This is a genomic window from Streptomyces sp. NPDC059355 (assembly GCF_042752335.1).
Taxonomy (GTDB): Bacteria; Actinomycetota; Actinomycetes; order Streptomycetales; family Streptomycetaceae; genus Streptomyces.
In genome coordinates this window covers 1-20103 of the sequence record NZ_JBHYXN010000050.1, presented here as the reverse complement: position 1 = coordinate 20103, position 20103 = coordinate 1, and the positions used below count along the sequence as shown (strand labels likewise).

Genomic DNA, 20103 nt, shown 5'->3' with positions numbered 1-20103 from the left:
GAACCTCCGGGGCGAAGTTGGGCTTGGCGAGAGTCTTGCCTGATCCACGGTGCCGCGCATCGCCCCATTGGGATGACACGCCCACCGTCGCCGACGCGGTCCGCCGCCACGCCGGTGTCCGCCGAGGTTTTCGGACCGCAGCGGTTGTCGACCGGTGTCACGGCCCGGTCCTTGTGTCCGCGGTCGAGCAGACCAGAACGCGCCAACAGCGCCCATCGGCTGGCAGGCATTGTCCCGAAGGCGACGACAGCCCCACGCCGGGGCCCGCCTCGGGGACGGGGCCCCTGCGTGGGGCTGTGAGTTGGCTGTGAAGCGACGGGTTGAGGAGTCCGGTGTGTGGGATGAGTGCCGACAAGTTCTATATTCATACGAACCATCCATACGCGGCCCGGCTGCGGGGATCTCAGGGGGACGACTGCGATGGCCGATACCGACACCGCTCCGGCTGCCCGGACGGAGTCCCGTAGTACCCGCAAAGCGCGGAGGAAGGCGCAGAACCGCAGACGCCTGGGCCTGGGCGTCGCCGTGATCGCCATGGCCGGGGCCACCGCCGCCGCGTTCGCCTTCACGAGGAGCGGTCCCGAGGGGGCCGCCCAGCACGATGCGAAGCTCGGGGATCCGGGTGGTGCGGCCGACGGGGCCGCCGCTGCGAAGAAGGCCGAGGAGGCCTGGGACGGCAAGGTCAAGGTGTTGGGAGACGGCTCCACCTCCTACACCGGGCCACAGCCGGGACAGCTCAAGCCCGAGCGGCTGAAACCCGGGGAGAAGCCGCCGCAGTTCGTGGTGTTCTCCTGGGACGGCGCGCTGGAGGGCGACGACCACCTCTTCTCTCACTTCCGCCAGGTCGCCCGCGAGAACAAGGCTCACATGACCTTCTTCCTCACGGGCATCTACCTGCTGCCGGAAGGCAAGAAGGCGCTCTACCGGCCGCCGCAGCACAACCAGGGTTCGGCCGCCATCTCCTACCCGACCGTCCCGCACGTGAAGGGCACGCTGGAGCAGCTGCGCGGCGCCTGGGGCGACGGCGACGAGATCGGTTCGCACTTCAACGGGCACTTCTGCGGGCCAAAGGGCGGCGGGGACTGGAGTCCCGCCGAATGGAAGAGCGAGATCGACCAGACGTATTCGTTCGTCAAGAACTGGAAGACCAACACCGGTTTCACCAAGGAGGCGCCGCTGCCCTTCGACCCGGACCGGGAAGTGGTCGGAGGCCGGGCGCCCTGCCTGGAGGGGCAGAAGAACCTCCTGACCGCGATCAAGCCGTACGGCTGGCGCTACGACGCGAGTTCCGCGGGAGACTTCCAGCTGTGGCCGTCCAAGCTGGACGGCATCTGGAACTTTCCCCTGCAGCTCGTACCACTGCAGGGCAAGGAGGTGCAGGTCCTCTCCATGGACTTCAACTTCCTCTTCAACCAGTCGGGCGACAGCACACAGGGCGACCCGGCGAAGTTCGCAGCGTGGCAGGCGCAGACCCGGTCCTCCTACCTGAACGGCTTCAACCGCGTCTACAACGGCAGTCGGGCGCCCATGTTCGTCGGCAACCACTTCGAGGACTGGAACGGCGGCATCTACATGAAGGCCGTCGAGGACGTGATGAAGGACGTCTGCCCGCGCCAGGACGTCCGCTGCGTGTCGTTCCGGGAGCTGGCGGACTGGCTCGACGCGCAGGACCCGAAGGTCCTGGCCCAACTGCGCGGGCTCGACCCCGCGCAGGCACCGGACTGGGCTTCGCTCATCAAGTAGACGAAAAGCCCGGGGCCGGGCAGCGTGCGCTGCCCGGCCTACTTCACCGCCTTGATGTAGTCGCTCCACAGACGCACCGCCCGCTCGCTGCCGGGCGTGCCCGGGGCGTCGCCGCCCAGTCCCGTCAGCGGCAGCGGAACCAGGTCGGTCAGCGACATCCGGTAGACCACCACGGCCGTGGACTCCTGCTCGGTGCTCGCAACGAACCAGCCCGCCGTCTTCGCGGCCGTCGTTCCGGTCTTGCCCGCCGCCCCGGCGTGCGCCTTGCCCGCCGTCTTCGCCGACCCCTCGGTGACCGCGTCCCGCAAGGCGTCCGTCACCGCCTGGGCGGTCTTGGCCGTCACGGCCCGGGTCGGCTGCGGCATGTCGAGCGGGACGGCAGCGCCGTTGCGGCTGGCCGAGCGCACCGAGTAGGGGTCGGTGTGCATGCCGTCGGCCGCGAAGGTCTCGTAGGCGCCGGCCATGCGGATCGCACTGGGCATCGAGTTCTCCCCGAGCGCGAACGTGGGAATCCGTGGCCCGAGGCTCGATCCGAGCAGGCCCGCGCGCTGGGCGAACGACTGCACCCCGTCGAGGCCCACGTCGAGACCGAGTTGCAGCATGGGAGTGTTGACGGAGTTGGCGACGGCTTGGCGCAACGTCACCTGGCCCCAGTTGCGACCGTCGTCGTTGCGGCCCTTGACCACCTTGCCGCTGCGGTCCCAGTACGGCCCCTCGGGCGTCTGCACGGTGACCTGGTCGTCGCCGTTGTATGTGGTGGAGGGGGAGACGGGCGTACGGGTCTTGCCGCGTGAGCGCAGCACCCCTTCGTCGAGCGCGGCGGCGTAGACGATCGGTGTGAACGCCGTGCCGACCGGGATCGTCGTCGCGTTCGACTCGTTGAAGCCCTGCTTCAGATAGTCGGGGCCGCCGTACACGGCGAGCAGCCGCCCGTCGGTGGAGACGCTCGCCGCGCCGATCTTCGCGTGTTTGTCCGTGTCGGGACGACGCTCGGCGTCGAAGTCCTTCTGCGCCTTTTGGACGGCAGAGGTCAGGGCCGTCATGCGGGCCTGGTCGAACGTCGTGTAGATCTGGTAGCCGCCGAGGTCGAAGTCGGAGTCCGTGATGTGGCCCGCCTTGATCGCGTAGGCCTTCGCCAGCTCGACCAGATATCCGGTCTGCGCGCCAGGAGTGCCGGGGAGGGCGGCCCCCAAGGGCTCGGGGAATGTGGTGTAGGTGGCGCGCTCGGCGCGCGAGAGCCGGCCGGTCTCGACCATGCGGTCCAGGATCCAGGCCCAGCGTTCGACGGCCCGCGCGTGGTTCTCCTTGCCGACGGCCGGGTCGTACAGCCCGGCGCCCTTGAGGAGGGAGGCCAGGAAGGCGCCCTCGCTGGCATTGAGCTGCGAGACGTCCTTGCCGAAGTACGCCTGGGACGCGCGTTGGATCCCGTATGTCCCGCGCCCGAACCAGCTGGTGTTGAGGTAGTCCTGGAGGATCTGCTTCTTGTCCCTCTGGTTGTCCAGCTTCACGGCGAGCAGGAGCTCCGTGAACTTCCGGGAAAGTGTGCGGTCCTGGTTCAGGTAGGCGTTCTTCACGTACTGCTGCGTGATGGTGGACCCGCCCTGGGTCTCGCCCCCCGTCGCCGCGGCACCCAGGGCGCGCAGGACGCCGGCCGGTGACACGCCGGGATCCGAGTAGAAGCTCGCGTTCTCGGCTGAGAGAACGGCTCCCTGGACCTGGGGAGGCACCTTGTCCAGCGGCATCTCCTGCCGGCTGACCCAGCCCGTCCGGGCCATCGTGGAGCCGTCGGCCCAGTAGTAGACGTTGTCCTGCTGCGTGGCGAACGAGTTGAGGTCTTCGGGTATGTCCGTGGTCGCGTAGGCGTACGTGATGAACCCCGCCAGGACTGCGAACGCGTACAGACAGGCACCCAGCCACTGGCGCCAGGAGGGTATCCAGCGGCGCCAGCCACTGCGGCCCGGCCTCGGGAAGACAGGTCTCAGGCGCCGCAGTTGTGTGCGCGCCGCAGCGGCGGCCGGCGCGAGGGCGGCCGGCCGGCCGGCCGCCGCCCGGGGCCGACGGCGCGTCCCGGTCTTCCCCCGGCGGCCCGACGGGGCTCCGCCACTGCCCTCCGGAGCCGTCCGCCTGCCCCACGATCGCCATCTTGCGGACGTATCCTGCCTGCCCACTAGGAATGCCCCCTTGCTGTGCTTTCCTGCATACCCTAAAGGCACTTGCTGTGAGGTCGGTGTGGTGGCATCGGCTTCCGGCCGCGAGGTACGGCGCCCGTGGCGGAAGGTGACAACTGGAGGCAGGTCGCCCTGCGCTCGATGCGTCTCCTGTCAGGTGACCGTCGACGAAGCGGAAGACGCCGAAGGAGACGAAGGAACCGCCTGGTTGTGCGAAGATTCCGTCCCCCGGTCCGTGTGGACCGGGTGACAAGGGGAAATGCAGTGATACCAAAGAGGTTCAGGCTTGCCGTCGGCGCAGCCTTGACCGTGACCCTGTCGTCCGCGACGCTGTTCGCCTACTCCGCGAGTGCGGGTTCCGGGCCCGAAGCAGCCGACCGCGCGACCGTCGACGCCTTCGCCCGCATAGCCGACGACGTGCTCTCCCAGCGCACCCAGGCTCTGGTCGAGGAGCAGCCGGGACACCGCAGCTCCGGCCCGTCCTCCGCGAAGACGCGCATGTCGGCCCAGCTGAAGAAGGACGAGGACGCAGCGATATCGTCGCTGCAGTCCCGCAAGACGCGCCTGGCGGCGCTCGGCGAGGCCTACACGGGTGCCACCACCCACGTCGCCGTGGACCGGGCCACGGTCACCGGCGGGAAGGCGACCGTCGAGGTGTCCGAGGACACCACGCTCACCTACAAGAAACTGCGCGGGGACGAGCCGGCCACGACCGACTTCCGGACGCGCTACGAACTGACGCTCACCAGTAAGCGGGGCGGCGCCTGGGAGCTGACCTCGATCAAGTCCCAGGACAACGGCCCCGTCGCGATCAACGAGCCCGTGGCGGCCAAGAAGAACGTCGCCAAGGACGATGGCAATCAGTATCCGGACGGCACGCCCGCGTCCACCAAGTACCCCGCCCCGGCGAAGCCCAAGGTGAAGACCGGCGGTGCGTACGACTACGCGGCCATGGCGAAGTACGCGGAGAAGTACTGGAGCAGCTACAACCCGGCGTACCGCAAGTTCAGCGGCGCGGGAGGCGACTGCACCAACTTCATCAGCCAGGCGCTCAAGGCGGGTGGCTGGAAGACCGTTCCGGGCTCGACGACGGACTACCGCAACTGGTCGTACGACGGCACCCGCCAGACGGACTCCTGGGTCGGCGCGAACGAGTGGGCCTGGTTCACGCTGTCGAACAAGCGGGCCGCCAACCTGGCCAACGTCTACCAGACGGACGTCGGTGACATCGTGCAGGTGGACTTCAACAGGGACGGGTCCAAGGACCATTCCATGATGGTGACGTACCGCAGCAACGCCGGAATGCCGTACCTCACGTACCACTCCACCAACACCTACCGTAAGTCGCTCGCGAGCATCATCGCGTCCTACCCGGACGCGATCTACTACGCGTACCGCACCTGACGGGTGCCCTTCGGCTGCTCCTGCCGCGGAACCCCCGCGGCAGGAGCAGCCCGCCGGTTTTCCGGTGGCCTGGGGACGAGCTGTCAAGCAAGCGGCTTGCGGTAACGGACGTACTCGTTCTGCCGCCGGAACTCCACGCTCTCGTAAAGGTCGTAGGACCGGTGCGGGTTTGCCGTGCCCGTGAAGAGCCGGGCGGTCGTTGCACCGTGCTCGCGAAGGCTCCGCAGCCCGTCCAGCAGCAGGGCCCGGCCGATTCCAAGTCGCCGCTGGTCCGTCCGGATACTCAGCTCTTCGACCTCGCCCACGGTGTGGTCGTGGCGGCGGATGGAGCAGAGGGCGACGCCGACCATGTCCTGCCCGTTCCAGGCAGCGCGCCAGCATGCCGGGTCGGCGGTGTCGACGAAGTCCTGGAAAGGCCACCTCTGAGTGAAGCCGCTGTCCGCATACGATTCGACGACCGTCCTCCAGGCTGCACGGTAGTGGCTTGCCCCGATCGGCCCCGTCCGTATCCCGGCCGGCAGCTCGCTGCCCCGCTCGGGCAACTGCTGCAGATCGCCCAGCTCCAGCTCGACCAGGCTGAAGACACGTCGGTAGCCGGCGGCGAGCAGAAGCGCCGTGGCATCCTGCTCGGAGGCCAAGGCGTTCGCGCCGATCACTGCCGTCCGCGCCGTTCCATGCTGTTCGACGAGCTGGCGGATCCGCTCTTCGGCCCAGCTCAACATGGCTGAGCCGATGCCCTGGCCGCGATGGTCGGGCAAGAGGTGGCCGCGGTGCAGGTACAGCCACGTATCGTCCCGCTCTTGCCACCACCGGATCGTCGAGTAGCCGACGACGCTCCCGTCGAGGACCACCAGGATCTGGTTCTTGGACGGCTCCTCCAAATTGGCAGAAGCTTCGGCTGTCTCGGCCACTGCCGGGAGCCCTTCCACCACCGAATGGACATCGACCCGGTCCCGTTCAGCGCAACCCAGCCGCACCGCGGCCATGACGCCGTGGTCTTCGTCGCCGCGATACGGCCGGAACCCGAAGCCGACCGGAAGGTCCTGCCCTGCCGTGCCATCCAACATGAACGGATGGTCTCGAACTTCGAGGCAGGTCCGCCACCTATTCACGCCGCGGTCGGCTGCGGCCGTTCAACGAGCCGGCCGCGTTCGAAGCGGGCCCCGGCGCGGACGAGGGCGACGAGGTGGGGTGCGTTCACGGCTCGCCAGCGGGCTTGGACGGCCTTCTTCGCCGCGGGCTGAGCCGACTTCGGGAGGCTGTCGCGGCAGTTGGCCGTTTTGTGAACCCAGCACCTTTGGTGGCGGGTTTCGGGGAAGACCTCGTTCAACGCGTTCCAGAAGCCCAGGGCTCCGTCGCCGACGGCGAGGACGGGAGCACGCATGCCGCGCCGCTGGCAGTCCCGCAGCAGGCTCGCCCAGGACTCCGAGGACTCGCGGTAGCCGTCGGCCATCGCGATCGGCCCAGACGTAGACGTAGTCCGGGGCGGACAGGTCGCGCTCGCTGAATGGCTTGTGGTCGGCCTGCCACTGGGCGGTCTTGCGGCACCACGGCGGCAGGATCACCGAGGAGAACCGCTTGCGCTCGCCGGTTGCCTCGTTGATGCGCTTGTCGTTGACGCGCGGGGCCTTCACCTCGATCACCCCGGCCGCGGTGGTGACTTTCCTGGGCTGGTGATAGCCGTTGCGGACCACCAGGCGGCGCCCGCTCCCGTCTCGCTGGTCGGCCAACTGAGCTATGTAGCAGTCGACTTCAGCCTCCAGAGCGGCGGCCGGCATCCGCCTCGCGCACGATGTCGTCGACCAGGGAGCCGGTCTCGGTCGTTCCATCGGCATTCACTGCGCTCAGCACGGGCGTGCCTTCCCGACCGGCGGTGCGACGTCGGCCTACTCGATGACCAGAAGTCGATCACTCGGGAAGGTACGCCCTTCGCGTCCAACCCGGGGCCGATCCAGAGGTCATGAGCATTGCTCGTCCTGCACCTCCGCGATACGGCAGCCCGGTCGCAGAGGCAAGCGGCGCAGGCGAGCACAAAGGGTTTGCCGCGAGGGATGTGGCCACTGTTTCATTTTAGTTCTCGTGAATCGAAACCACAGTCCCCGGGGATTCGAAATTGATAAACTTGGACTGTTTGTTCTTTCCGGAGATGGACGGCTATTTTCGAACAGGCTGAGCATTTTCCATCCGGTGGCGCAAATGCGCCCCTACTTTTGCGCCGGACTGCGCCACATTCAGCCCCAGCAATCCCGTGCGCTCGCTGATTCCAGTGACTTATGACGGGCGTTGGTTGTACGTTTCTTCTTACCGAAGGCATATTCCACCAGCGGTTCTTGCCGTTGAGGGGGGACGCTCATGACGAGTCACGCAACCGAAGTCGACCTGGAAGATCTGCTGCGCGAGGTACTCCGGGCAACCGGTGCGGGCGAGCGTTGGACGACCGATGCGGACGAGATGTGGTGCCGCCTCACCCGCCCGTCCGGGACAGTGCGCCGACAGGGCTGGAAACTGCACGTATCCGCGACGGCGGCCTCGGCGCCGGAAGTCCTTGAGAAGGCCCTGCACGTGCTGCTGCGGGGAGAGTCGACATTCAAGTTCGTCCGGTCCACCGAGCAGGTGGGCGCGCTCAACTCCCGAGCCACGCCCCGGGGAAGCTCGGGAAAGTTCATCACCGTATACCCGTCCTCCGACGGCGACGCTGCCCGGATGGCCCTTGAACTGCACCAGGCCACGGCGGGACTTGCCGGTCCCCGGATTCTGTCCGACCAGCCGTACGCACCGAACAGTCTGGTGCACTATCGCTACGGTGCTTTCGTCGGCCGACGGCGGCTCTCCGACCAGGGCCTGCTGGTGTGGTTCATCGAGGACCCGGACGGAAATCCCGTCGAGGACAAGCGCACCGGGCAGTATTCCCCGCCCTCTTGGGCGGTCAGTCCGTTTCCCGCCTCAGTACCCCTTCCACCCCGGCAGGAGAAGGCAGCGAACAGCCCCGTGCTGCTCGGTGGCCGGTTCTCGATAAGGGAAGCGATCCGGCACACGAACAAAGGCGGCGTCTACCGGGGCACGGACGTCACCACGGGCGCGCCCGCGGTGATCAAGGAGGCCCGGCCGCACGTGGAAGGCGACACGGCCGGCTCCGACGTCCGCGACTGGCTGCGAGCCGAGGCCAGGACCCTGAAGAAGCTGTCGGGTACGGGACTCGCACCGGAGCCGCTCGCGATGTTCGAGACGGGCGGGCACCTGTTCCTCGCCCAGGAGGAAGTGCCGGGCGTCCCCCTGCGCACCTGGGTGGCCGAGCGCTTCCGCGACGTCGGAAGCGAACGCTACCGGCCGCACGCGCTCGCCCAGGTCGCACGCCTCGTGGACCTGGTCGCGGCGGCCCACGCCAAGGGCTGCATACTGAGGGACTTCACGCCCGGCAACGTCATGGTCCGCCCCGACGGCGAACTGCGCCTCATCGACCTGGAACTCGCCGCCCTGCAGGACGACGACGTGCTCCCGACACGCGTGGGGACACCCGGCTTCAGCGCCCCCGAGCGCCTCCAGGACGCTCCTGTCTCCCCGACGGCCGACTACTACAGCCTCGGCGCCACCGTCTGCTTCGTCGTCGCCGGGAAGGTACCGAACCTGCTGCCCGAGGAACCGGCCGCCCGGCCCGCGGAGCAGCGGTTCGCCCAGTGGCTGAGCGCGTGTACCGCGACGCTGCACCTGCCGGACAACCTGACCGAGATGATTCTGGGGCTGATGAAGGACGATCCCGGCGAGCGGTGGGACCCCGCCGCGGCGCGTGCGGCTCTCCGTGGGACGGACTCGTCACGGCCGGCCCACCCCGCTGCCGGACCGGCGCTGACGGACGAGCCCGGCGCCGCGACGCAGGCCGCGGTCGCCGGGATGGTCGGCCACCTCGTCGATTCGATGACCCCGGACGACGACCAGTGGCTGTGGCCCGTGTCCACCCGGGCCGGGGAGACCGACCCCTGCACCGTGCAGCAGGGCGCGGCGGGCGTACTGGCGGTCCTGACTCGGTACTTCGAACTCACAGGTGACCCGCGCCTGCCCGGTCCGATCTCCACCGCGGCCCATTGGATCGCCGCCCGCGCCGACACCCGCTCCATACGCCCCGGCCTTCACTTCGGCGGCCGCGGAACCGCCTGGGCGCTGTACGACGCCGGGCACGCGCTCGGTGACCGCACGCTCAGGAACCGCGCGGTGGCCCTGGCTCTGGCCCCGCTGGAGTCGACACCCAGCCACGACATCACCCACGGCTCCGCCGGCAGTGGACTGGCCGCGGCCCATCTGTGGCACCGCACCGGTGACACGCGCCTGGCCGAACTGGTCGTCGACGCGGCCGACCGGCTGGCCGCCGCCGCACAGCCCGAGCCGTCCGGCGTGAGCTGGCCCGTCCCCGCGGAAGCCGTCTCCGAAGAAGCCGGCAAACGCTACCTGGGCTTCGCCCACGGAACCTCCGGCATAGGCTGCTTCCTCCTGGCCGCCGCAGGCATCTCCCACCGCCCGGAGCACCTGCAACTTGCAGTGGCGGCCGGAGAGCACCTGGTGGCCAACGCCGTCATGGTCGGCCGGGCAGCCCAGTGGCCGGCCCAGGCCACGGACCTGCCCACGGCCCCGTACTGGTGCCATGGTTCGGCGGGCATCGGCACCTTCCTGATCCGCCTCTGGCAGCGGACCGGCGACAAGCGGTTCGGTGACCTCGCCCGGGGCGCCGCACATGCCGTCGTCGAGCGCGCCTCCCGCGCCGCCCTCGCCCAGTGCCACGGACTGGCGGGCAACGGGGACTTCCTCCTCGACATGGCCGAAGCCACCGGGGACCCCGCCTACCGCACGATGGCCGAGGACCTGGCCCGCCTCATCGTCTCCGAACGGGCCCACCGCGGCAGCCATGTCGTCTTCCCCACCGAGTACGGAGACGTCTCCACCAGTTGGAGCGACGGATCCGCAGGAATCCTGGCCTTCCTCCTGCGAACCCGCCACACAGACTCCCGGCACTGGATGATCCGGCAGCCGGGCTGAGCGGCAGGGAACCTGCCGCCACCTCACAGAGAAGGAGAAAGTCATGGAGAACCACGACCTCGAACTGCTGGCTCACCTGCACGCCCTTCCGGAAACCGACCCGGTCGGCGTCGACGGAGACCAGTTCTCCGGCACGTGCGCCTGCGTCGGCCTGCTGACGCTCCTCAACACCATCTGCATCGGCATCAGCTGCGCCTAGCCGAGAACCTCCGGCCGGTCAACCCTGCTGACCACCGCTCTCACCGACCGGGACGCCGCCCGGTGCCCTGCCGAGCCGGTGTACGCCATCAGCACCCGCGGTCTGGTCAAGAGCTACCCGGGCCCGGACGGGAGCACCACCCACGCCGTTCGCGGCCTGGACCTGGACGTGCTCCAGGGCGAAACCTTCGCCTTCCTCGGCCCCAACGGCGCGGGAAAGTCCACCACCCTCGCCCTGCTGTGCGCCCTCGCCCGCCCCACCGCCGGACAGGCCACGGTGGCGGGCGCCGACGTACTGAGCCGGCCGGACCAGGTACGGAAGCTGGTCGGGATGCTCTTCCAGCACAGCGCACTGGACCCGGACCTGACAGCCGAACAGAACCTGCACATCCACGCACGCCTCTACGGACTGCACCGCCGCCACGCCCGCCTGCGCACCACCGAGACACTCGAACTCGTCGGACTGGCCGACCGGCGTCGCTCCCCGGTGCGCACCCTGTCCGGAGGCATGCGACGCCGCCTGGAACTCGCCCGCGGCCTGCTGCACGCACCCCGGGTCCTCTTCCTCGACGAACCGACCACCGGACTCGACCCACACGCCCGCGCCCAAGTCTGGGAGCACCTGCGCACACTGCGCGACCAGCACGGCAGCACGATCTTCGTCACCACCCACTACCTGGAGGAGGCGGAGAACTGCGACCGCCTCGCCATCATCGACCACGGCCGACTCGTGGCCCAGGGCACACCCCTCGCCCTCAAGGCCGCGATCGGAGACGACCGGGTGACGCTGCGCACCGGCGACGACACGGCAGCACGCCAGATCGTGCGCCGAACCGCGCCGGCGGACCTCGCCGTCACCCTGGACACCGAGGGGGTGTCCCTGCGGGTACCCGACGGCAGTGCCTGGATCCCGCGCCTGTGCGCGGCACTGGAATCCCACGGCATCGCGGTGCACGCCGCCTCCGCCACACCGCCGACACTCGACGACGTCTTCTTCCACCACACCGGCCGCAGCATCCACACACCCCGGCACCCGGCCCCGGTCGCCCCCGCGGCGGCAACCGGGGCGACCCGATGACCGCGCCTTCCCTACCGGACCCGGACGCCATCCGTACCGCGGACACCCCCGGCGCCCCCGGCCACGAGCGCGGCATCCGCCTGCGTCACGAACTGCGCGCGGTACACGCCCTGGTCTACCGCGACCTGCTGCGCCTGTCGGCCCAGCGCACCCACACCGCGCTGATGCTGCTCCAACCGGTGCTGTACCTCTTCATCCTGGGGGGCGGTCTGGCCGCCCTGATCCCCAATTCCTCGCTGGGCACCGGATACCAGGCCTACCTCTTCCCGGTGATGCTCATGATGACGGTTCAGACACCAGCCATCATGGTCGGCATCCGTCTGATCACCGACCGCCAGAGCGGCTACCTGCGCGAACTCCTGATGGCCCCGGTCCACCGGTCCACCCTGCTCCTCGGAAGCTGCGCGGGGGGCACCATCGTCTCCACGATCCAAGGCGTCGCCCTGCTCGGCCTGGCAGGAGCCGTCGGTCTGCCCTACGACCCCCTCCTCCTGGCCCTGCTCCTGGGGGGCATCGCCCTGACCTCCTTCACGATCACCGCCCTGGCCCTCGCCCTGGCCGTGGGCCTCAACCGGCCCGAGGTCTTCCACATGCTGCTCGGCGTCGTGATGACGCCCCTGCTGTTCCTTTCCGGCGGCTTCTTCCCGATCGAGAACCTGCCGGGCTGGGCCCACACGCTGGCCGCCGCCAACCCGCTCGCCTACGGAGTCGACCTGCTCCGCCGCTGCATCGCACTACGGGTACCGAACCAGGCAGCCACCACGGGCATCGAATGGTCCACCGGGCAACCTCCCATACTCCTGGAAAGCACCCTCCTGCTGGCCGTCGGAGTCACAGCGCTGCTCTGGGCCTCCCACCGTTTCAGCCGACCTGAATAGCGCCGGACAAGGTCCCGCAGCCCGCCTCCCCGGACACGGACGACCAGGGTGAACAGCCGTGTCGACCGGTCGGTGATCCGTCGTTCATGAACCCTCCCGCGCCACTGACACGACCTTCCCCTTGCCCGGCGTGCCCACATCCCGCCGGGGACGTGGGCACGCGTGCGTTGCCGGCCTGGCGGACGACCGGTCTGCCGGCCTACCAGGACGACTTGGTGACTCCGGGGAGGAATCCGGCGTGCGCCTGCTCGCGCATACGCACCCGGGACAGCCCGAACCTGCGGAGGTGTCCGCGGGGCCGCCCGTCCACGCTGTCACGGTTGCGGACCCGGGTCGCGCTGGCATTGCGGGGCTGCTTGCGCAGCTCCGCCAGCGCGGCCGCGCGTTCGGTCTCCGAGGAGGACGGGCGCCGGATGACTTCCTTCAGCTCGGCCCGCCTGGCGGCGTACCGCGCGACGGCCGCCCGGCGCTTCTCGTTCTGCGCGATCTTGCTCTGCTTGGCCATCAGACCTTCACCCCCCGGGCGCGGATCCGCGCCACGGCGGCCTCTACGCCGATGGTGTCCACGGTCTTGATCGCCTTGGCGGAGAGCTTCAGCCGGACGTACCGGCTGTTGTTGCCGAAGCCCGGCTGGGCGCCGGTCAGTTGGCAGTGGGCGGACAAGGGGTTACCTGCCTCTCTCGGAACGATTCCTTCTTGATAATGGAAACCATTGTCATATACTAGCGCCATGGCTCGCACGGAAGCACGCCCGATCATCAAGCTCCGCTCCACGGCGGGGACCGGCTACACGTACGTCACCCGCAAGAACCGGCGGAACGACCCGGACCGCGTGGTGCTGCGCAAGTTCGACCCGGTGGTGCGTCGGCACGTCGACTTTCGCGAAGAACGCTGATCCCCGCCCTCCCGCCTGAAGGACACCGCCATGAAGCCTGGAATCCACCCCGCCTACGGCCCCGTCGTCTTCCGCGACAAAGCCGCCGACTTCGCCTTCCTCACGCGCTCGACCGCCACCAGCGACAAGACGGTGGAGTGGGAGGACGGCAACACCTACCCCGTCATCGACGTCGAGATCTCCTCGCAGAGCCACCCCTTCTACACCGGCACCGCCCGCGTCCTGGACACCGCCGGCCGCGTCGAGCGCTTCCAGCGCCGCTACGGGAGCAAGGCGTGACCCTGCCCGTCGTCCTCGTCGCAGGGCTCCACTGCGACGCCCGCAAGGAAGTCGTGGACCGGCTGCTGCGCACCGTTCCCGGCAGCATCGCCCTCCACCACGACCTGGCCACCGCGTCGGCCGGCACGTTGCTGCGGCTGGTGCGCGACGCCGCGGGCGAGCTGTCCCGGAGCGAGGCGCCCCTCGTCAACGACTGCGCCTGCTGCGCCCTGCGCGAGGACCTCGTCCCCGAGCTGAAGCGGCTGGCCGACAGCGGCCTCACCCGGCTGGCCGTCGTCGAGCTCTGGGACTCGGTCGAGCCCAAGGGGATGGCCGAGGTCGTGGTCGCACACGGCGCCGGCGCACTCGACCTCACCGGGGTGATCACCGCCGTCGACCCCGCGCTCGTGCTGCCGTACCTCGTCAACGGCGACGACCTGGCCGACGCAGGACTCGCCGCAGCGGCCTCCGACCAGCGGACCGTCGGAGACACCTGGGCCCGGCAGCTCGAGTACGCGCCCGTACTCGCCCTCGTCGACAGCGAAGACGCCGACGACGAGGACCGAGCCCTTCTCGCCCAGCTCCACCCGACCGCCCGGCAGGTTTCCGCCGGATCCGGAGAACTCGCCCAGCTGGCCTTCGCCGGCTTCGACGTGGAAACGGCAGCTGCCGCCCAACACCCGGCCTGCGCGCTACTCCCCCAGGAAGCGGAGGACGCAGGCGTGACCACCCTGGTCTGGCACCGCCGCCGCCCCTTCCACCCCGAACGCCTTTACGCGGCCCTGGAAGACCTCTGCTGCGCCGCCGCCCGCAGCCGCGGCCGGTTCTGGCTCGCCGACCGCCCCGACACCCTGCTCGCCTGGGACGCCGCGGGCGGCGCCCTCTGCGTGGAGAACGCCGGCCCCTGGCTGGCTTCCCTCCCGGACGCCGCGTGGGAGATGGTGCCGCCGATGCGCAGGGCGGCAGCCTCGCTCGACTGGCACTCCGAACACGGCGACTGCTGCCAGCACCTCGTCTTCACCTCCCCCGGCCTCGACCGGCACGGACTGGAACAACTCCTCGATTCCTGCCTGCTCACCGATGCCGAATACGCGGCGGGCCGAGAGACGTGGAAAACGCTCCCCGCCGCCTTCGACTCCCTCCTCGACCCGGCGTCCTGACAACCGGACGACCCGACGACCCGACGACCCGACTCACGCAAGGAACACCCATGGCCCGCCGCCACACCCCGCACAAACCGCTCAAGTCCCGCCCCAACCCACTGGACGCGGCGAAGATCACCTACATCGACTACAAGGACACCGACCTGCTGCGGAAGTTCATCTCCGACCGAGGCAAGATCCGCAGCCGCCGCGTCACCCGCGTCACGGCGCAGCAGCAGCGGCAGCTCGCTTCAGCGATCAAGAACGCCCGCGAGATGGCACTGCTCCCCTACGGCAGCAGCCGATAGCGCGGCGGCGACGGCGACCGGCCGGCGGCCCTTCGGCGGCAGCTCTGTAGAATGTGAACGTGAGTTCGAATTCAATGGAGAGCCGGCCCGCCCTGACCCCTGCGCTGACCGGGGCGGAATTGCTGCGCTGGTACTGGACACTGGCTGAACTCTCGGCGCTCGCCAGGGAGATCGGTCTGTCCGCAGGGGGTGGGAAGGTGGCGGTGACGGCCCGGCTGGCCGCCGCACTCGACGGGAACCGGCCGCCGGAGCCGGTGCGGGCCCCGCGCCGAGGCGGGCGCCGGCTCGCGGCCCCCGTCGACGGCGACACCGTGATCCCGGAGGGACAGCCGTGCAGCCAGGTGCTCCGGGAGTTCTTCATCCGGGAGATCGGGCCCGGATTCCACTTCGACGCCTTCATGCGTGACTACGTTGCACAGCACGCGGGACACACCCTCGCCGAAGCGGTCGCCCACTGGCACGCCACCCGCGCCCGGGCCGCCGAACCCCAGGCGGTCGCCGCCCAGTTCGAGTTCAACCGGTTCCTGCGCGACTGGCACACCCGCCACCCGCAGGGCACGCGACAGCAGGCCCTGGCCGCCTGGCGGGACCACCGCGCCCTCCCGAAGCACTGAACCGCCGGGGCCGCCGGGGCGTGCCGATGAGGTGGGTACCCGCCAGTAGGTTCCCAACATGGCTTGTTTACAGTGGTCTTGACTGACCGCCAGCGACGCTTCGACGCCGGCGGGAGAGCGTGCGTGCGGCGGCGTGCCGTCGCGCGCGGGAACGAAGGAAATCATGGGTTCGATACACCAGCGCGTCGGCGCGGTCCTCGGTACGGCCGCCCTGTTCGTCGGCGTGACGCTCACGGCCGGGGCTGCAGCGGCCAGCGCCGACGAGACGGGCGACCTCTCGACCGACATCGATGTCTCCGTGTCCACGACCGGGGTCTCGGGCCTCACCGCGATGTCGGCGGACGGGTCGTACACGATCAACATCATCAGCCCCAGGGACGGCCACGAGATGGGCTTCGCCCGGTGGAACGCCGACCCGCAGCCCGCGCCCAACATCCCGGGCGACTCTCTCATCGCCAAGGACATCAGCCCCGACGGCTGGGCGGTCGAGGCCGAACTGAGCACCGGCCGCATCGCCTCCACGCGCGGCCACAAGGCGATCTACCTCGCGGTCGCCTCCGGCAACCTGCCCGAGGGGCACCCGTACAAGCTGCGTGGGTGCATCGTCAAGGGCAGCGAGCGCAAGTGCACGCCTTGGCACGCCGTCCGCGCCTGATCCGCTGAAGGGCCGGGCCGCTCAGCGGCCCGGCCGGCCCGCGTCCTGACGAGCCGCTCCGGCCCGAGGTGATTCTCGCGTTCCACGAGTCGTGCCTCGTGAGGGACGACGGCGAGTGGTTCACGGGACAGCTCGACAATGACGGCTCCGTGATCTGCTGGGCCTCCTACGGATCTGACCTGGCCGAGGCCATCCGCAGTCTGTGAACGACACCCCGCTCGGGTGCAGGTGGACGCCGCCGCGGGTGATCACGCCCCCGGCGCGCAGTCACCGCCCGGCTGCGCCGGGGATGTGGTCGGGCCGTACACATTCGATGAGGTAGTCGCCGGTGTGGGGGTCGATGGTGACGCCGTGTGCTTCGCTGTGGAAGCCGGGGAAGGCACGGTCGAACGCCTCCAGGGCTCCGAGGTAGCGCAGGACCGGGCCGTCGGGGGCGCCGAGTGCCTCTCCGGGCATCAGGACTTGGGATCCCGGGCGGGGTCACGGTGACCATGGCCGCGGCCACCCTGCCGGCGCCTCGGGCGAGGGGAAGGCGTTCCGTACCGCCCCGGATGAGCTGCTGGTAGCAGCTCCGGGGTGGTACGACCGGTTCGGGCAGATCCTGGAAGGCGGTGTCCAGCGCATCGATCAATTCGGCCCGGGTGAGGTGTTCGTGCATCTCCTGACACAGCCCGCGCAAGGTCGCACCGCTGTAGCGCTGCGGATGGCGTTCGACGAGGCGCGGCAGCACCTGTCGCAGGGGCGTGTCGGCGTCGTGGAGGGCTTTGAAGTCCATGAGGGCGTCCATCAAGGTGCCCCACTTCCCCTTGGTGATGCCCAGGGAGAACAGGACGAGCGTGGTGTAGGTGTCGGTCTTTTCCACCACGATGCCGCGGTGGGCGAGGTAGGCGGTGAGGATTCGGGCCGGAATCCCCCACGAGTCCGACTCCCCTCGTGCGTTGACGCCTGGGTAGGTCAGCGTCACCTTGATGGAGTCCAGCATGCACTGGCCGTTCGCCAGGCCGGGGAAGCCGTGCCACTCCGCGTCGGGTTCGAGCTCCCAGCAGCGGGGATCGCCGGCCAGCAGCGCGGGGGAGGCGTCGGCGAAGGGAACGATGGACCCGTCGGCGGGGTCGGTGACGGTGTCGGGCTGCCAGACTCCGAAGAACCACGGCAGCCGGTCGCCTGCGTCCGCGATGCGGCGCCCGGTCCGGACGACGGCCTGTCGGAAACGGATCGCCTCCGTGACCGCCTCGTTGACCAGCCACTCCCCCTGGGGGCCGTCCATCATCGCCGCAGCCACGTCCAGCGAGGCGATGACCGGGTACAGGGCCGACGTGGTGCCGTGCATCATGAACGCCTCGTTGAAGCGGTGGTGCTCGACCGGCGCCCGGGGCGAGGACTTCACGTGCACCATGGCGCTCTGCGACACTGCCGCCAGCAGCTTGTGGGTGGACTGGGTGGCGAAGACGGTGGGGCGTTCCTCGCTTGCGAACGTGTCCGGGCCGACGGCCATGCCGTAGCGGCCTGCGTAGAGGGGGTGGAAGCGGGCGTAGGCGAACCATGCTTCGTCGAAGTGCAGACGGGGAGTGCTGGGGGCCAGGGCCCGTGCGGTTTGGACGGTGTCGTAGCACAGGCCGTCGTAGGTCGAATTGGTGATCACCGCGTACTGGGCGTGGGGGGAAACGGCGCCTGATGTCAGCGGGTGCGCGGCGATCCTGGCGGCCACTGCGCCCGGCGCGGTCTCACGGGCGGGCAGAGGGCCGGCGAGGCCGTATCCGTTGCGGGTCGGAATGAGGTAGACCGGGCGGGCACCGGAGATCACCAGCCCGTGCAGCACCGACTTGTGGCAGTTGCGGTCCACCAGCGCGATCTCGTCAGCCGTGACGCAGTAGTGGCCGACCATGCGGTCGGCCGTGGAGTCGCCGTGCAGAACGAAGTACGTCCGGTCGGCGCCGAAGACGCGGGCAGCGTTGCGCTCGGCATCCCCGATGGGCCCGCTGTGCTCGAAGAGGGAACCCAGCTCCTCCACCGAGATCGACAGGTCTGTACGGAAGAGCCGCTCACCGTAGTAGTCGAAGAACGCGCGGCCGACGGGCGACTTCAGGAACGCAACCCCTCCCGAGTGTGCGGGGGTGTGCCAGGAGTACTCGTGGGCGTCGTCGAATCGGCGCAGCGCTTTGAAGAACGGGGGCAGGACGGAGTCGCCATAGGTGCGTGCTGCGTTGAAGACACGGCCGGCGATGAAGGACGGTGTGTCTTCGAGAGGCCAGATGTAGCCGACGGCGGTCTCGGCCACCCATAGAGGCAGCCGTTCCAGGCCGTGGTCGGAGTCCTCGCTCATGACGACGAAGACGGGCAGGGCGGTGAACCGGCCGGTGATCTGCCGCAGGACCGCCCCTCCCCCGCCGCCTGCGTCGTCCCCCGCCTCGGACGGCAGGTCCAGGCGACGACCGCAGCCGTCAGGCCCGCCTCCGTACGCAGGGCGGCACGGGCTCCCTCGACCGTCCGCGCCCACCGCACTTGCAGCCCGCGGTTCTCCAGCTCTTTGCCGATCCGGCGCAGCTGGTCGCTGCTGACGCCCCCGCCCATGGGGTCCTCACGCAAGGCCAAAGGACACTACCGCTCGACATGACGCTCCCCACCTGCGCCGACCTTGGCTATGCATCAAGCGTCGAAGGCAAATGCCACGGACCGGGATGGAATACGGCAGCATCACCCATTCGAGAACTCACTCTGGCCGGCAAGCCATCTGCTGCACGCGCGCCCTTGGCGGGGGCTCCCTTGGTGGCTGCCCCACCGGAAGAGACGACACCACGACTACAGACTCCGTAACCGCCACCGGCCTGACTACCGGCCCGTCGGCCTCACACCGAGGACCTCAGTGCGAGGCGCCCCAGTAACACTCGGCGTCCGTGCTCAAACCGATCACCAGGCACCCGATGTCGAGATGCGGCGGCGTGTCTTCAGGGAGCGCCACAGCTGGTGGCTCCGCCCGGGCAGGTGACACTGTCGTTGGACGCCGAGCCCACGATCACCAGCACCAGGACGATAAGAGCCAGGATGATCACAGGTACGCCGCCTGCAGCCCAACTGCTGCGCTCGCGTGCAGGTTTCGGAGCGCTGGGCTGTGGGTTCGCATTCTCGCGTGCGGGCTCGGCACCGGGCCCGTCATGCCCCGCTGTCGTCATCATGGCACCCGCCGTCGTTGTCCCATTCATGATGACACGTCATCGAACCTCACCCGTCAAGTCTCTTGCCGTGCAAGCTCTTTGAGAAGGTGGGCATCGTTCGGGCCCTGTCTGTGAATGGGCAGGTCCAAAGTGCTCAGGCTCTACGCAGACACGGGGCCCATCGACGCCGAGGGCTGCATCGGTCCGGGAGTGCACGCGTGACCGTTGCACGGCGGGACGGCTGCGAGACTCGCAAGGAGGTGATCCCGGCCGAGGCGATCGTCGCTCCGCAGGTCGCGGCGGGCTGCGAGCCAGCCGGCGGACCGTGGCGCAGCCCCTATGACAACCTCGTCCTCACGGAGGCAAAGGCCGGTTCGGGCGGGAGCGAGACTTTCAGCGTGGCGCTCAAGATGCGACGGTTCATTGAGTCTCCGGTGCAGAGGCGTCGGCGGCGGCCGCGCATGCCCTGCCGGCCGCCACGTGCAACTCTGCTAGGGTCTGTTGCGAAAGTGGATCTTGTTCGTTCATGATCACGTCTTGTGGGACGTGGAGATCTGACGAACGGCCAGTGGGCCCGGCTTGAGC

17 protein-coding genes and 2 pseudogenes are annotated in these 20103 nt (G+C 69.3%); 12 read left to right on the top strand and 7 right to left on the bottom strand.

Features of this window, described 5'->3' with window-relative positions; genetic code table 11:
• Nucleotides 1-420 precede the first annotated feature (420 nt).
• Nucleotides 421-1743, top strand: coding sequence for a hypothetical protein (locus ACFXGI_RS32885; RefSeq protein ID WP_384714726.1), 1323 nt, complete (start codon nt 421-423; stop codon nt 1741-1743).
• A 38-nt stretch (nt 1744-1781) separates the two neighbouring features.
• On the opposite strand, the gene ACFXGI_RS32880 is transcribed toward ACFXGI_RS32885, so the two are convergent.
• On the bottom strand, nt 1782-3911 hold the full coding sequence (locus tag ACFXGI_RS32880) for a transglycosylase domain-containing protein (RefSeq protein ID WP_384714723.1): 2130 nt from the start codon (nt 3909-3911) through the stop codon (nt 1782-1784).
• A gap of 264 nt (nt 3912-4175) precedes the next feature.
• On the opposite strand from ACFXGI_RS32880, the gene ACFXGI_RS32875 reads away from it, so the two are divergent.
• Complete coding sequence (locus tag ACFXGI_RS32875) at nt 4176-5315, top strand: amidase domain-containing protein (protein ID WP_384714720.1); 1140 nt, start codon at nt 4176-4178, stop codon at nt 5313-5315.
• A gap of 83 nt (nt 5316-5398) precedes the next feature.
• Here ACFXGI_RS32875 and ACFXGI_RS32870 read toward each other — a convergent pair whose 3' ends face one another.
• Together ACFXGI_RS32870 and ACFXGI_RS32865 are read right to left on the bottom strand one after the other, a co-directional pair.
• Nucleotides 5399-6382: a GNAT family N-acetyltransferase gene (locus ACFXGI_RS32870; RefSeq protein WP_384714717.1), complete on the bottom strand. Its 984-nt coding sequence runs from the start codon at nt 6380-6382 to the stop codon at nt 5399-5401.
• Nucleotides 6383-6423: 41 nt separating this feature from the next.
• Nucleotides 6424-7102 (bottom strand): annotated as a pseudogene (locus ACFXGI_RS32865) (transposase); the annotation flags it as partial.
• Nucleotides 7103-7667: 565 nt separating this feature from the next.
• On the opposite strand from ACFXGI_RS32865, the gene lanL reads away from it, so the two are divergent.
• From lanL to ACFXGI_RS32845, 4 genes are read left to right on the top strand one after another with little or no spacing between them, the layout of a single operon-like run.
• Entirely contained in the window at nt 7668-10340 is a 2673-nt protein-coding gene (gene lanL / locus ACFXGI_RS32860) for a class IV lanthionine synthetase LanL (protein WP_384714714.1), read from the top strand.
• A 43-nt stretch (nt 10341-10383) separates the two neighbouring features.
• Complete coding sequence (locus tag ACFXGI_RS32855) at nt 10384-10539, top strand: VenA family class IV lanthipeptide (RefSeq protein ID WP_199813732.1); 156 nt, start codon at nt 10384-10386, stop codon at nt 10537-10539.
• 24 nt (nt 10540-10563) lie between these two features.
• Complete coding sequence (locus ACFXGI_RS32850; RefSeq protein ID WP_384714806.1) at nt 10564-11616, top strand: ATP-binding cassette domain-containing protein; 1053 nt, start codon at nt 10564-10566, stop codon at nt 11614-11616.
• The gene (locus tag ACFXGI_RS32845; protein WP_384714711.1) at nt 11613-12494 is read left to right on the top strand and encodes an ABC transporter permease; all 882 of its coding nucleotides are present in this window, start codon (nt 11613-11615) and stop codon (nt 12492-12494) included. The genes ACFXGI_RS32850 and ACFXGI_RS32845 overlap by 4 nt, the downstream gene beginning before the upstream one ends.
• 199 nt (nt 12495-12693) lie before the next feature.
• Here the strand turns inward: ACFXGI_RS32845 and rpsN are convergent, their stop codons facing one another.
• Together rpsN and ACFXGI_RS32835 are read right to left on the bottom strand one after the other, a co-directional pair.
• The gene (gene rpsN / locus ACFXGI_RS32840; protein WP_384714708.1) at nt 12694-12999 is read right to left on the bottom strand and encodes a 30S ribosomal protein S14; all 306 of its coding nucleotides are present in this window, start codon (nt 12997-12999) and stop codon (nt 12694-12696) included.
• On the bottom strand, nt 12999-13157 hold the full coding sequence (locus ACFXGI_RS32835) for a bL28 family ribosomal protein (RefSeq protein WP_384714705.1): 159 nt from the start codon (nt 13155-13157) through the stop codon (nt 12999-13001). Before ACFXGI_RS32835 ends, rpsN begins: the two co-directional genes overlap by 1 nt.
• 67 nt (nt 13158-13224) lie before the next feature.
• On the opposite strand from ACFXGI_RS32835, the gene rpmG reads away from it, so the two are divergent.
• The 6 genes from rpmG to ACFXGI_RS32805 all read left to right on the top strand — a co-directional run bounded on the left by rpmG (nt 13225) and on the right by ACFXGI_RS32805 (nt 16366).
• Nucleotides 13225-13389, top strand: a complete 165-nt coding sequence (gene rpmG / locus ACFXGI_RS32830) for a 50S ribosomal protein L33 (RefSeq protein ID WP_384714702.1) — start codon at nt 13225-13227, stop codon at nt 13387-13389.
• A 30-nt stretch (nt 13390-13419) separates the two neighbouring features.
• Entirely contained in the window at nt 13420-13668 is a 249-nt protein-coding gene (locus ACFXGI_RS32825; RefSeq protein ID WP_329124852.1) for a type B 50S ribosomal protein L31, read from the top strand.
• The gene (locus ACFXGI_RS32820) at nt 13665-14807 is read left to right on the top strand and encodes a CobW family GTP-binding protein (RefSeq protein WP_384714698.1); all 1143 of its coding nucleotides are present in this window, start codon (nt 13665-13667) and stop codon (nt 14805-14807) included. The genes ACFXGI_RS32825 and ACFXGI_RS32820 overlap by 4 nt, the downstream gene beginning before the upstream one ends.
• Before the next feature lie 50 nt (nt 14808-14857).
• On the top strand, nt 14858-15097 hold the full coding sequence (rpsR, locus tag ACFXGI_RS32815) for a 30S ribosomal protein S18 (RefSeq protein WP_384714695.1): 240 nt from the start codon (nt 14858-14860) through the stop codon (nt 15095-15097).
• A gap of 59 nt (nt 15098-15156) precedes the next feature.
• Nucleotides 15157-15711 (top strand): DUF6434 domain-containing protein, encoded by a 555-nt coding sequence (locus ACFXGI_RS32810; RefSeq protein WP_384714692.1) that lies wholly within the window; start codon nt 15157-15159, stop codon nt 15709-15711.
• 163 nt (nt 15712-15874) lie between these two features.
• The gene (locus ACFXGI_RS32805) at nt 15875-16366 is read left to right on the top strand and encodes a hypothetical protein (protein WP_384714689.1); all 492 of its coding nucleotides are present in this window, start codon (nt 15875-15877) and stop codon (nt 16364-16366) included.
• Between the two features lie 267 nt (nt 16367-16633).
• Here ACFXGI_RS32805 and ACFXGI_RS32800 read toward each other — a convergent pair whose 3' ends face one another.
• Both ACFXGI_RS32800 and ACFXGI_RS32795 read right to left on the bottom strand, forming a co-directional pair.
• A complete protein-coding gene (locus tag ACFXGI_RS32800; RefSeq protein WP_384714803.1) occupies nt 16634-16822 on the bottom strand; it encodes a hypothetical protein in 189 nt (62 codons plus the stop codon).
• A 79-nt stretch (nt 16823-16901) separates the two neighbouring features.
• Nucleotides 16902-18689, bottom strand: a pseudogene (locus tag ACFXGI_RS32795) (arginine decarboxylase); the annotation flags it as partial.
• Between the last annotated feature and the right edge of the window lie 1414 nt (nt 18690-20103).